Origin of the sequence: Paenibacillus sp. FSL R5-0908 (assembly GCF_038006245.1) — a bacterium.
Taxonomy (GTDB): domain Bacteria; phylum Bacillota; class Bacilli; order Paenibacillales; family Paenibacillaceae; genus Paenibacillus_AQ; species Paenibacillus_AQ odorifer.
The window spans coordinates 5,675,055-5,688,040 of sequence record NZ_JBBOUV010000001.1 but is presented as its reverse complement, the minus strand read 5'-3'; the positions used below and the strand labels follow the sequence as shown (position 1 = coordinate 5,688,040).

Genomic DNA, 12,986 nt, shown 5'->3' with positions numbered 1-12,986 from the left:
CCAAAGAATCGTTTCTGTACCATATCTTTTCCCTTGGCGGAAAGAGTTATGTATGATCAATCAAACCAGGCGCTGTGGAGGGGATAATATGAACAAGATATTTGTGCTAGATACCAACGTGCTTTTGCACGACCCCAATTCAATTTTCTCTTTCAAGGAGCATGAGGTGGTTATTCCGGCCGTTGTGCTGGAAGAAATCGACTCCAAGAAGCGCAATGCTGACGAAATCGGTCGGAATGCCCGTACGGTATCCCGATTGCTTGATGGACTCCGGGAACTAGGTCATTTGCATAGTGGTGTGGAACTGGAGCATGGAGGCAAGCTGAAGGTAGAACTTAACCATCGCAGTTTTGTGAAGGTACAGGAAATGTTTGGCGAGGTGTCTAACGACAATCGGATTTTGGCTGTTGCTCTCAATTATTTGAATGAAGAGAATGAGAAGCCCGATCCGCGTCCCGTTGTGCTTGTGAGCAAGGATGTACTGGTTCGTATTAAAGCGGATGTACTGGGAATTACGCCAGAGGATTATTTGTCAGATCGTACTGGAGACTTAAATGAACTATACACTGGTTACCAATCTCTGCAGGTTCATCCCGCATTGATTGATGAATATTACAGTCACCGCTCTCTGACGGTAAAACAGCTTGCGTTGTCGTATCCGTTGTACCCTCATGAATTTGTGATTCTCAAGGATGAGATTGGCACTGGCAAATCAGCTCTTCTCAAAGTGAATAGTGATGCCACACGTCTGGAGCCACTCTATCTGGGCAATGATTCGGTTTGGGGGATTAGCGCCCGTAATGCTCAACAACGAATGGCGCTGGAGCTGCTGCTAAATGATGAAATCCCACTCGTAACGATCACGGGTAAGGCTGGGACAGGGAAGACGTTATTGGCGCTTGCAGCCGGACTATTCAAAGTGGAGGATGAACATAAATACAAAAAATTGCTTATCGCCCGTCCGGTCGTTCCTATGGGTAAAGACATTGGGTATTTGCCCGGTGAGAAGGATGAGAAGCTTAGACCCTGGATGCAGCCTATTTATGATAATCTGGAATTCCTGTTCGATACCAAAAAAGCTGGCGATATCGATAAAATCTTAATGGGGTTAGGAAGTATACAGGTAGAAGCCTTAACCTATATTCGCGGCCGTTCAATCCCCTCGCAGTTCATTATTATTGATGAGGCGCAGAACCTTTCCCGTCATGAGGTGAAGACCATTGTCTCCAGAGCGGGAGAAGGAAGTAAAGTCATTCTTATGGGCGATCCGGAGCAAATCGATCATCCATATCTGGATGCTGCGAGCAACGGACTGAGCTATATCGTCGAGAAGTTTAAGCAGCAAGGGATTAGCGGACATATTACTTTGGAAAAAGGTGAGCGTTCCCGCTTAGCGCAATTGGCCGCGGATCTACTCTAACCGTTCATCAATCCTATTTTCAGCCGGGAGAAGCAAACACTCCCGGCTTTTTCCTGCCCCCCCGGAAACGGCAGAGGAATTTAAAGTTGGTTGTGGTGATTAGAGCCATGGAAAGAAAGTTTGGAACTGTAGAAGCGAAGCGTTCGCCTTTATCCTCGGATTTTAACCGCATGATGCGGTAATTAAATCAGGAAATCTGAGGATAACAGCGATCGGAAGTCCAAAGCTTTCTTGTAATGGCGGTCAGATCACCTTCCTATTTTTAATGCCTCTGGCGTTTCACCCATATAATAGAAAGAGAACGGTTTCACAAACTAAAGACAAGCACCGGAGGGTTTGGTAAAATAGGGGAGACCAATCAAAAGGGAAGGTGGGGAATCGTGCTGAAACGCAAAAATTATTGGCTGCTTTTTGCAATTTTACTACTATCGCTGACAAGCCTGTCGCCCAGTATGGAATTGAGTACCAGTAACGATCCACGTCCTATGAAAAGACCACAAAGTCAGTCGACCCATCCCTCTTCTGGAGATGAGGGAACTATAGATAGCTTACACATAAGAGTATCGTTAAATAGCGAAGAATTTAGTGAACTGGAGCTCCTTAGCAACCGTTATACCTTAGAAAGTGGAGTAAAGGTTATTTTAAGCAATGTGGATATGGAGGATGCCGATGAGGTATTGAAGCATGATTTAACGATCGGGGACAGCCCGGATATAGTCATGGCAGATGGACGAAGCATTCTGGACTGGGCCACACGTGGATATTTATTGCCGATGGATGTGTATCAGAGCGTTCCGGGGAGCGCACCGTTAACGCAGTTGATCCCCTTGATGCAGTGGAATGGATATAATTGGGGAGTCCCGTTAGATATAGATCCTTATGTGCTCATTTATTCCCCACAACGGCTGGCGGAGCTGGGTTTTAATGCATTACCCAAAAGCCTCGAAGAGTGGAATATCCTGCTTCAGAATGTGCTTAAAGAGCAAGGGAAATATTTACTCGCGATGGATACCCGTAATCCTTATGGATTGTCAGCGGTAATGGAGAGCATGAATAGCAGCTTGTTAGCAGATAACCAAGAAGTGTTGAATTGGACTCAGAACGCCCGCAGTTATTTTTATCTCACCAGCCGTTACAATAAAGATGTCTGGGATATGCTACAAGGAGGTAGTGTCGCCGTTGCTTCATTACCGTTATCCGAGTGGCAGAAGCATGGAAATTCATCCCTCGCTGCTGTACCGGCCCTGACTGCTGATAATGGGGGTGGGTTTGAATCCTGTTACAGTCGATCTTTTGCCCTTCCAGCTCAATCTCAAAGTCCAAAGGAAGCTGTGAATTGGCTGACCTTTATCACCTCAGAGGATGCTCAGCTGGATTGGTTGGAGAATACGGGGAGCTTGCCGGCGCTTGATGTTCTTTATCGTTCGGAGCATGCTTTTAAATACAAGCTTCCTTTCGATGTTGAGCTATTGCTGACAGAAGAAACCGCCCCGGAGGATGAGTCACAGGGCGGCTGGAGTAAGGTTGTTGAAGCTGTATCGTTACTATTAACAGGGCAGATAGATGCGGAAGGCTACAAAGAATTTCTAAAAGAAGGCCTAAAATGAAATGGAAAGCTTAACATGCAAGACGCCCTCTTGGCTATCTACTGCCGTGGCACGAAGGAAAGATACTATTTTGCCTGGATAAAAGCCTAAGTCAAATTCTTCTTCCAACGTTTTTCTTGTCGTGTCAGGCAATTCAAGACCGTTAAATACAATATGATCGACTTGGAATATAAGGCCGTTGATCGGTTCCTCCTGAATGGTGTAGTGACCGGTCAGTGAAAGGGCTAGCGCTCCGCTTTTTCCAGTGGCAGTAATTGATCCGTCATTGAAATGAAAGGCGAAGTCTTTAAACAGCGAATTCTGCGATTGCAAAAATTCATTCAGATCCTCTTCCTTCAGGTTTAGCTCATAAGTCATTCCCTTTCGAGTCAGTACACCCTCTCGATTCTGAACAAACTGTGGTAGTTTATTCATTGCGGAGGATAACGCCTTGAAATAGGTTTTTACCTCGTGCAGGCCGATATTCTCCCAATATAATGTGAATTCTTTAAGTAGAGTACTCATATTTTCAGGATCGCTGCTATTTTTAATCCCACCCTCAATTTCCTTGTTGAGCGCGTTTACCCGAACTTGCTGTTCCTCCAGAGCCGTGCGCAGCCGGGCGAGCTCTTCCGAGTTTCGCTTCGCAGTCTGAAGGGTATCCTTCAAATCCTTATATTGTTCTTCATATTGTGAGAGAATATCGCGGTCATTTCCAATAATAATCTCATAATAATCGAACAGAGCCAGGAATCTGCTGATACTTTTTGCTGAAAAAAACGCGACCAGAAGATTATCTCTATCCCCCATATAATAAGAACGCACAACTGCCCCTGCCCGTTCCTGTTGGTCCGCAATGGCTGTTTTTTTCTGGGTAGCTTGTCTGTTCAGGCTTTCTACCTTTTGCTCAAGCGCTTTTTGTTCGGCTGTAATCTTGATGATTTCACGTTCAATTTCTGCAGAAGACAAGGTCTGTTCAAGTAGTTTACGGGTTTCTTCATTATCTGGTATAGCAGAATTGAAAAAATCACCGCTAGGATCGGCAGACAAGTACTTCACAGGTTGTAACGGAAACAAAGTACAGCAGAAGAGAATTAGTATGGTTGCAATCATGCGGCTTTGTAAATTGCGGGAGCGCACCACACCACCACCTTTTTTTTGAAATGATATATGTATGTACTAATAATATGTTTAACCCTTCTAAAATAGCATACAAACAAAAAAACGGAAGTGATCCTTATAAGATAAGGACCTCATCCGCTCCAAAAGAGTACTGCAATTTATAGTGGAAGACCCATTTGAAAGATCGTCCAATAACTAAATCCGGTGAAAGTCAGAATCATGTATGCCCAGAAGAGAAGAACATAAGTTTTTTCAGTAAATTTCATATAGCCAAGTATTACGAAAAATGCAGTTTGCAAAAAGAAAAGCAAGGCCATTTCTGTTAGACCTCCGGCGAAAGCCATCAATCCAATAGCTAATGTGAAAAAACCTAATACCCGAAACATGCGGTCCAAGAGAGAGTCCCCCTTCCAGTATGTATCTCACGAATATTCCTTCGATTTATTATACCCTCAACATAATTATGTGTAAACGAATTCATTGAAAAAAATGCACTAATCTTCAAAAAATGTGATTTTTATAATTGACCTGAGTGATTAGCGCTTTAAAAAAGAGAATTTATAGTTTTATGCGTATGATGTACGCAGATAATGGAAATACAAATTAGTATCAAATAGATTCTATGAACTCTATGAGAAGCATAGAAATGGAGTAAGCAGCTTTTATCCCTATTCACTACCCGGCAGAACTGCCGGTTATGGAGATGGTTATTTCATGACGTTGTTAGGAGGTTTGGCTTTATGACAGCCGTTAGACAGGACGCTTGGAGTGCAGAAGATGATCTAATATTGGCAGAAGTAACTTTGCGACACATTCGGGAGGGCAGCACACAGCTTGCCGCTTTTGAAGAGGTGGGTGAAAAAATCGGCAGAACTTCGGCCGCTTGCGGATTCCGCTGGAACAGTTGTGTTCGGAAAAGTTATGAAGGTGCAATCGGTATTGCTAAAGGGCAACGTCAAAAGCGTAGCTACCTGAAAAAGCAGCCGTCAGTAAGAGGAGCGCAAGTAGCTGGTCTGATTCTGGGTGATGTCGATGAGGAATTTGGGCGCGGTGAGGGATTAAGTGAAAACACATTATCCATTGATGCGGTCATTCGTTTCTTAAGACAATGGAAGGGTACGATCCAGGAAGCAGGACGTCAGCTGAAAATGCTGGAAAGAGATCTGCGCGAGAAGGAAGATGAATTAACAGAATTACGATCTGAGAATGAGCGGTTGTCTAAAGAGGTTAATCTTGCTCAAAGTGACTACCGGGTAGTCAACGATGATTACAAAGCTTTAATTCAGATTATGGATCGTGCTCGCAGGCTTGCTTTTTTAAATGAAGAAGAAGAAGAAATGAAGACTCGTTTCAAAATGGATGGTAACGGAAATTTAGAACGCATTGAATAAACGATAGGTTCACTAACAATCCCGCAAGTGGTCTGCTTTTTAAGCACCACTTGCGGGGTTTTTGGTATACTTAGAAAAATTGTGCTTAAGATCAGCAGGAGGGTTATATGAAAATTGATATAATTGGTGCAGGTTCACTCGGGCTGCTGCTGGCAGGGAGACTGATCCAAGCCGGGAATGATGTGAGACTGTGGTGCCGAGGGGCAGAACAATGCCAACGATTAGGGCGTGATGGCTTATCGGTTACCTACGAGGATGAACGCGAGCCGATAACAATTTCGGAAGATCAGTTTCTATCCGCGCCTATAGGGGAGTTCGCTGGTGCTTATCTGGAAGAGCCGAGTGATTGGATCATGGTAACGGTTAAACAGAATACTCTACATAATGATTTGCCTGAATTTCTATCCCTACTTAAGGAAGAGCAAGTACATATGATTTGTTTTCAGAATGGTACAGGACATATGGAGATGTTGGGAGGCTTGTTGCCGGACGCCAATTTATATGTAGCTGTGACTACGGAGGCTGCGAAGCGCAAATCATTAACTGAGGTCATTCATGCAGGAGCAGGGGAGGTTTGGATAGGGAAATGGAGCTTAGTGGATGAACAAGCTTATAGCATACATAATGATTTAAAAGCGAATAATTTAATAGAAGTTCTCATAATGGCAGGATTCGCAGCCTTTTTGTCGAATGAAGTGGATACCATGATTTACCGGAAGCTCTTGATCAATGCCGTTATTAATCCACTCACGGCGATTTGGCGTATTCCAAATGGGGAGCTGCTGTCTTCAGAGCAACGCCTCCAATTAATGAAGGAAGTTTTTGAAGAAGCAACAATGGTGTATGATTTCTGTGAAATTACTTATGATAAGGATGCTTGGGATAACATCCTTCAGGTGTGCCGGTTAACGTCTGGCAATATTTCTTCAATGCTGGCAGATGTACTTGCTTCAAGAACCACAGAAATTCGTTGGATCAATGGAAGTCTTGTAGAAATGGCAGAACGATCTGGAGTGTCGGCACCATTGAATCGCTGGCTCTGCCAATTAGTAGAAGGTATTGGGGTATGATCTCTGGGGAGAGGTGAAGCTATGGGACTGCTGATGGATTCGGTTATTACTTTAAGCGTTATTCCGATTGTGCCGTTTTTGATCGTTTTTTTCATTGGAAAAGGCTTAAAAAAAGATAAAAAGAAAACTTTTATGCTCGCTATGGACGTGACCACATTTTTTTTATTATTGTCGGTCTCCGCATTGTTTAACAACATCTTTAATTCCGGGTTTGGGTTTTACCTTATACTAATTATTGTATTAATATCCGCTGGGCTGATTGGCGGAGCTCAAAATCGGATGAAAGGAAAGGTAGATGGGAAGCGGTTATTTCGGGCAGTTTGGAGACTTTCGTTCTTTTTTATGAGCGTCGGATATTTATTATTTATGTTTGTTGGGCTAATTACCTACATATCACAAGCGATGTAACGTTCCACTGCTTCGGTGAAGCGTCAACGTCACAAAAGTTTAAAGTTTTAAAAAAAAAATATTTTCTGAAAACATTGCACTAGATTTTTTTGACCACTGGTTGTATAATCATAAACCATATACCACATTCTATTTAGGGGGAACTGCTAGATGAAGAAGAGTAAAAGTCTATTGCTAATGATTGCATTAGTACTTGTTATCGGCACAGTGCTTGCTGGCTGCGGCGGAAACAATGCAAACAGCGGCAATAAAGGTAACAATGCTAACACTGGTAACACGGCAACTGGTAATGCAGCTACAGAAGAAAAATTGGCTGCTGACCAAACATTGAGAATTAACCTTAGTTCTGAGCCTCCAACATTTGATCCAGGATTGGCTCAAGATAGCCAAGCTCACACTGTCCTGACAACAATGTACGAAGGTCTGACTCGCATGAATGCTGAATCTGGTCAAGCTGAACCAGGTGTTGCTGAAAGCTGGGATGTTTCCGCTGACGGTCTGGTATATACTTTCAAACTCCGTGATTCACAATGGAGTAATGGCGATCCTGTAACAACAGAAGACTTCGTTCGCGCTTGGAAACGCGTGCTCGATCCTGCTGCTGCATCCGCTGCGCCTTACGCTTATCAATTGTACTACATCAAAAATGCTCAAAAGTTCTACAACAAGGAAATTACTGATTTCAGTCAAGTAGGTGTCAAAGCGGTTGATGAGAAAACTCTCGAAGTTACTCTTGAAGCCCCAACTCCTTACTTCCTTGGATTGCTTTCCTTCTACACTTATTACCCTGTACACAAATCCATTGAGAGTAATCCTAAATGGGCAACAAGCAAAGATACTATGATCGTTAACGGTGCTTTCACTCTTACTGAGTGGACTACAGGTCAAACACTTGTTGTAACTAAAAACGATAAATATTGGGATAAAGATTCCATTAAACTTAACAAAATCGACTTCTCCCTTGTAAACAGCGGTGCAACTGAACTGCTCAGCTACAAGAACGGTGAATACGATCGTGCCGGTGGACCAACTGGTGAAATTCCATCAGAACAAATTCCAATCGTGCAAAAAGAACTTCCTAACGAATTCAGCCGTAAAGGTATTGCTTCCGTATACTACTACGAATTCAATATCACTGAAAAACCTTTCACAAACGCTAAAATCCGTAAAGCTCTTGCAATGTCCATCAACCGTCAAGCTTTGATTGACAATGTAGTACAAGGTGGACAATTCCCAGCATTCGGTTATGTACCACCGGGTATCGCTGGTGCTGATGGTGAATACCGTACAGCAGTTAAAGATAGCTACTTCACTGAAGATATAGAACAAGCTAAAACATTGCTTGCTGAAGGTCTGAAAGAAGAAGGTATGGATAAACTGCCTACATTCTCCCTGACTTACAACACAAGCGAAGGTCACAAGAAAATCGCTTTGGCGATTGCTGATATGTGGAAAAACAATCTTGGTATCGACGTACAAACCGTTAACCAAGAGTGGGCTGTATTTATTGAAAACCGTCAAAACCTGAACTACCAAGTTGCTCGTGCTGGTTGGACTGCGGATTACAATGATCCAATGACTTTCCTTGATATGTGGGTAACAGGTGGCGGTAACAATGATACTGGTTACGCTAACCCTGAGTATGACAAATTGATCAGCGAAGCTAAAACAAGCACTGACTTGGCAGTACGTCAAGAAAAGTTTGCTGCAGCTGAAAAATTGCTCATCGAGCAAGATATGGTTCTGATTCCTTTGTACTACTACACTAACAACTCCCTGACTAAAGAGTACCTTAAAGGTGTTACTCTTGACTTTAGTGGTGCAATTGACTTGACTCGCGGATACTTGCTTGAGCACTAAGATATTGCTTTAGTAATTACAACAGAATAGTTAGTTGACTGAAGTTGCAGAATACTTCGGGATATATATGTGGAATTCCATATATATCCCTTTTTTTTGTACTCCTGTCTATTTGTTAATTAATGTTATTAATAACATATAAAGAAAATAGACAAAAATCCGTTTTTTTCATAAAATCATTATTATGTGTATCAAAAATTGTCGGAGGAGGTGTGATGGGGATGGTTCGTTATGTCGCAAATAAGTTTTTCTATATGTTGGTTTCTTTATTTGTATTGATTTCAGCTACCTTTTTCTTGATGAAAGCTATTCCGGGGGATCCGTTTACTTCTGAAAAGAAGGTACCGCCAGAAATTAAAGCACGTCTGATGGAACAATATGGTCTGGACAAGCCGCTCTCTCATCAGTATTTTAAGTATTTAGGTGATATTATCCAAGGTGACCTAGGTGTCTCAATGAAACGCCTAAATCAAGATGTATCACATTTGATCAGTCAAACCTTTTCAGCGTCGCTGAAGCTGGGACTCGTCGCAATCGTTGTGGCGGTTATTGTCGGAGTATTTCTCGGCATGTTGGCGGCACTCTATCACAGAAAGTTTATTGACAGCGCAGCTATGGTGCTGGCAGTTCTGGGGATTGCGGTTCCGAGCTTTGTAGTCGCGTCATTACTGCAGTACGTATTTGCTTTCAAACTGGGTTGGGTACCGGTTTCAGGTTTTAAAGGGCCAATCTATTATTTCTTACCCGTGGCCGCGCTCTCGGCACAGCCGATCGCCTTTATCGCCCGCTTGACCCGTTCAAGCATGCTTGAAGTTTTGAATGCGGATTATATCAAAACGGCTAAAGCAAAGGGATTGAGCTGGATGGCTATTCTGAGCCGCCATGTACTTCGTAACGGAATTCTACCTGTTGTCACTTATATGGGTCCAATGACAGCTAACATCGTAACTGGTTCGGTTGTTATCGAGCAGATCTTTGGTGTTGGGGGTATTGGTAAACAGTTCGTGGAAGCGATTGGTGTCCGTGATTATACCGTTATTATGGGGATAACCATTTTCTATGGTGTATTACTCATGGTTGCCCGCTTTATTACGGATATTGCTTATGTATTGATTGACCCACGTATGAAATTAAGTGGAGGAAAGGAGGGCTAAATAGTGGCTACTGAAAATAACTTGCTGAATCTAAAACCGGAAGATTTTCAAAAAGTCGGTGTAGATGAAAAAGAAGCCGAAGTTATCCAGCGTGAGAGTCTCTCTGCTTGGAAAGACTCTTGGCAACGGTTGCGTCAAAATAAAATGGCGATGACTGCGCTCGGTATCCTGGGTTTGATTGTACTTGCAGCGATTTTTGCACCTTTTATCTCGAAATATAACTATTATTCTAATGATTTGATGAGCACCAATAAGCCCCCTTCCTCCGATCACTGGTTTGGAACGGATGATCTTGGTCGTGATATCTTTGTTCGTACTTGGTACGGTGCACGGATCTCCTTGATCGTTGGTCTTGCTGCGGCAGCCATCGACTTGTTCATCGGTGTTATCTACGGAGGCATTATGGGCTTCTTCGGCGGCCGTGTAGATAATATTATGAATAAATTCTCTGAAATTTTGTATTCTATTCCTTATTTGCTGGTTGTAATCTTGCTCTTGGTCGTTCTTGAGCCAAGTCTTGGAACAATCATCCTAGCTTTAACCATTACAGGCTGGATTACGATGTCGTGGATTGTGCGTGGAGAAATTATGCAGCTCAAGAATCGCGAATTCGTATTGGCGTCCCGTTCCATGGGTGCTGGTTCTGCGAGACTGTTGTTCAAGCACCTTCTGCCGAACGCAGTTGGTCCGATTATCGTAACCATTACACTGTCTGTACCAAATGCTATCTTTGCTGAGGCCTTCCTAAGCTTCTTGGGTCTTGGTGTACAAGCTCCTGTTGCTTCACTTGGATCGATGATCAATGACTCACTCACCGGCTGGCTATACTATCCATGGCGCTTCTTGTTCCCTGCGATCCTAATCAGCTTAACAATGCTTTCTTTCAACATTTTCGGTGATGGTCTTCGTGACGCGCTTGATCCTAAGCTGAAGAAATAGGAGGAATATGGATGGAACCTATTTTACAAGTCAAAGATTTGCATATTTCCTTTTTTGTTAAGGGCGGAGAAGTACAAGCTGTCCGTGGTATGAATTTTGAAATTGGCAAAGGCGAAACGGTTGCCATCGTCGGCGAGTCCGGCAGCGGTAAGAGTGTAACAGCTCAATCGATTATGCGGTTGATCCCTTCTCCACCTTCTAAAGTGAAAAAGGGAGAAATTATTTTTCAAGGACAGAATCTGCTAGACAAAAGCATGAAAGAAATGGAATCTATTCGCGGTAAAGATATTGGCATGATTTTTCAAGACCCGATGACTTCTCTGAACCCAACCATCAAAGTGGGCAAACAGATCACTGAAGTTTTGATTAAACATCAGAAAATGTCAGCGGCCGAAGCGAAAAAGCAAGGTATGGAGATGTTGAAATTAGTAGGCATCAAAAATGCGGAGGCTCGCTTTAACCAATATCCCCACGAATTCTCAGGCGGTATGCGCCAGCGTGTAATGATCGCAATCGCGTTAGCTTGCCGTCCGGCTTTGCTGATAGCAGATGAGCCTACAACAGCTCTAGATGTAACCATTCAGGCGCAGATCATGGAAGTTATGAGAGAGATGCAGCAAAAACTAGGTACCTCCATTATTCTGATTACACATGATCTGGGCGTAGTTGCTGGCATGTGTGATCGGGTGATTGTAATGTATGCAGGTGAGGTTGTGGAGACCGGAACAAGATGGGAAATCTTTAAAAATCCACAACATCCATACACCAAAGGTCTGCTGCGCTCAATGCCGCGTCTGGACCAAAAGAAAGGCGAGCCGCTTATTCCGATCATCGGCACACCGCCAGATCTGATCAAGCCGCCGATCGGCTGTCCGTTCACTGCTCGTTGCAATGAAGCGATGCATGTGTGCGAACAAATCGATCCCGGCGCCACAGAATTCAGCGAAACGCATATGGCGCGTTGCTGGAATCTGCATTCGATGGCCAAGGAGGTGCAGTACTCTTGAGTAAGAACCTAATAGAGGTAGAAGGTCTTAAGAAATATTTTAATGTAGGTAAAGGTAAGGTTCTTAAGGCTGTTGATAATATTAACTTCACGATCCGTGAGGGCGAGACACTTGGGATGGTAGGTGAGTCCGGTTGTGGTAAGACTACTGCTGGACGTACGATTCTTCGCTTGTATGAGCCAACTGCTGGAAGTGTGAAATATAATGGTACAGACATTTATAAATTGCCTGGAAATCAAATGAAGGCTATGCGTCGTGACATGCAAATGATTTTCCAAGATCCGTACGCATCGCTTAACCCGCGGTTTACGGTTTCTGATATCATCGGCGAGGCACTGGACATTCACGGAATGGCTGGCAGCCGTGCAGAACGTAAGAAACGGATTGAAGAACTGCTGGATATGGTTGGTCTTAACCATGACCATGCAACCCGTTATCCGCATGAATTCTCCGGTGGACAACGTCAACGTATCGGGATTGCCCGTTCGTTAGCGGTTAATCCTAAGTTCATCGTTTGTGATGAGCCGATTTCCGCACTTGACGTATCCATTCAAGCTCAGGTCGTTAACTTGCTTAAAGAATTGCAAGATCGCCTGGGATTGACTTATCTTTTCATCGCGCATGATCTGTCCATGGTTAAACATATCAGTGATCGCGTAGCAGTTATGTACTTGGGTAAAATGGTTGAGTTGGCGGAAAGTGAAGAGCTGTATGCAAATCCTATCCACCCTTATACTAAATCCCTATTGTCGGCTATTCCAGTTCCGGACCCGGAAATTGAAGTCAACAAAAAACGTATTCACTTGCATGATGAGCTTGGCAGCCCTATTTATTCTGCTAACGATAAGACTAATGACAGTGACTTTGAATTAGTAGAAGTATCTAAAGGCCACTTTGTCAGCAAAAAATTCGCATAATTTATACTTAGGATTTCAAAGGCGGGAGCATTATGCTCTCGCCTCTTGTATGTATTTAGGATATTATTTATTGATTTTATAGTATAATTGAACAGTTGGCTGTACCTGTGTT

Annotated in this window: 12 protein-coding genes; 10 read left to right on the top strand and 2 right to left on the bottom strand. The window is 43.3% G+C overall.

The window, feature by feature from the left end:
- Positions 1–88: 88 nt before the first annotated feature.
- Both MKZ09_RS25955 and MKZ09_RS25950 read left to right on the top strand, forming a co-directional pair.
- Positions 89–1,420 (top strand): PhoH family protein, encoded by a 1,332-nt coding sequence (locus tag MKZ09_RS25955; protein ID WP_036683710.1) that lies wholly within the window; start codon positions 89–91, stop codon positions 1,418–1,420.
- Positions 1,421–1,800: 380 nt separating this feature from the next.
- Positions 1,801–3,027 (top strand): extracellular solute-binding protein, encoded by a 1,227-nt coding sequence (locus tag MKZ09_RS25950; RefSeq protein ID WP_076205198.1) that lies wholly within the window; start codon positions 1,801–1,803, stop codon positions 3,025–3,027.
- On the opposite strand, the gene MKZ09_RS25945 is transcribed toward MKZ09_RS25950, so the two are convergent.
- Both MKZ09_RS25945 and MKZ09_RS25940 read right to left on the bottom strand, forming a co-directional pair.
- Entirely contained in the window at positions 3,019–4,146 is a 1,128-nt protein-coding gene (locus MKZ09_RS25945; protein ID WP_232061434.1) for a coiled-coil domain-containing protein, read from the bottom strand. The genes MKZ09_RS25950 and MKZ09_RS25945 overlap by 9 nt on opposite strands.
- A 140-nt stretch (positions 4,147–4,286) precedes the next feature.
- Complete coding sequence (locus MKZ09_RS25940) at positions 4,287–4,523, bottom strand: DUF2626 family protein (protein ID WP_036683705.1); 237 nt, start codon at positions 4,521–4,523, stop codon at positions 4,287–4,289.
- Between the two features lie 345 nt (positions 4,524–4,868).
- Between MKZ09_RS25940 and MKZ09_RS25935 the strand changes: the two genes are divergently transcribed.
- The 8 genes from MKZ09_RS25935 to MKZ09_RS25900 all read left to right on the top strand — a co-directional run bounded on the left by MKZ09_RS25935 (position 4,869) and on the right by MKZ09_RS25900 (position 12,874).
- Entirely contained in the window at positions 4,869–5,519 is a 651-nt protein-coding gene (locus MKZ09_RS25935; RefSeq protein ID WP_036683702.1) for an RsfA family transcriptional regulator, read from the top strand.
- A gap of 107 nt (positions 5,520–5,626) precedes the next feature.
- Positions 5,627–6,589 carry a ketopantoate reductase family protein gene (locus MKZ09_RS25930; RefSeq protein WP_076205194.1) on the top strand — a complete coding sequence of 321 codons (963 nt, stop codon included), beginning with the start codon at positions 5,627–5,629 and terminating at the stop codon, positions 6,587–6,589.
- A gap of 21 nt (positions 6,590–6,610) precedes the next feature.
- Positions 6,611–6,997, top strand: coding sequence for a DUF3397 domain-containing protein (locus tag MKZ09_RS25925; protein WP_036683696.1), 387 nt, complete (start codon positions 6,611–6,613; stop codon positions 6,995–6,997).
- A gap of 150 nt (positions 6,998–7,147) precedes the next feature.
- On the top strand, positions 7,148–8,857 hold the full coding sequence (locus MKZ09_RS25920) for a peptide ABC transporter substrate-binding protein (RefSeq protein ID WP_076136535.1): 1,710 nt from the start codon (positions 7,148–7,150) through the stop codon (positions 8,855–8,857).
- Between the two features lie 221 nt (positions 8,858–9,078).
- On the top strand, positions 9,079–10,011 hold the full coding sequence (locus tag MKZ09_RS25915; RefSeq protein ID WP_036683691.1) for an ABC transporter permease: 933 nt from the start codon (positions 9,079–9,081) through the stop codon (positions 10,009–10,011).
- Between the two features lie 3 nt (positions 10,012–10,014).
- Complete coding sequence (locus MKZ09_RS25910; RefSeq protein ID WP_036683689.1) at positions 10,015–10,950, top strand: ABC transporter permease; 936 nt, start codon at positions 10,015–10,017, stop codon at positions 10,948–10,950.
- An 11-nt stretch (positions 10,951–10,961) separates the two neighbouring features.
- Positions 10,962–11,957 (top strand): ABC transporter ATP-binding protein, encoded by a 996-nt coding sequence (locus tag MKZ09_RS25905; RefSeq protein WP_036683686.1) that lies wholly within the window; start codon positions 10,962–10,964, stop codon positions 11,955–11,957.
- The gene (locus MKZ09_RS25900) at positions 11,954–12,874 is read left to right on the top strand and encodes an ABC transporter ATP-binding protein (protein WP_036683682.1); all 921 of its coding nucleotides are present in this window, start codon (positions 11,954–11,956) and stop codon (positions 12,872–12,874) included. The genes MKZ09_RS25905 and MKZ09_RS25900 overlap by 4 nt, the downstream gene beginning before the upstream one ends.
- Positions 12,875–12,986: the final 112 nt, after the last annotated feature.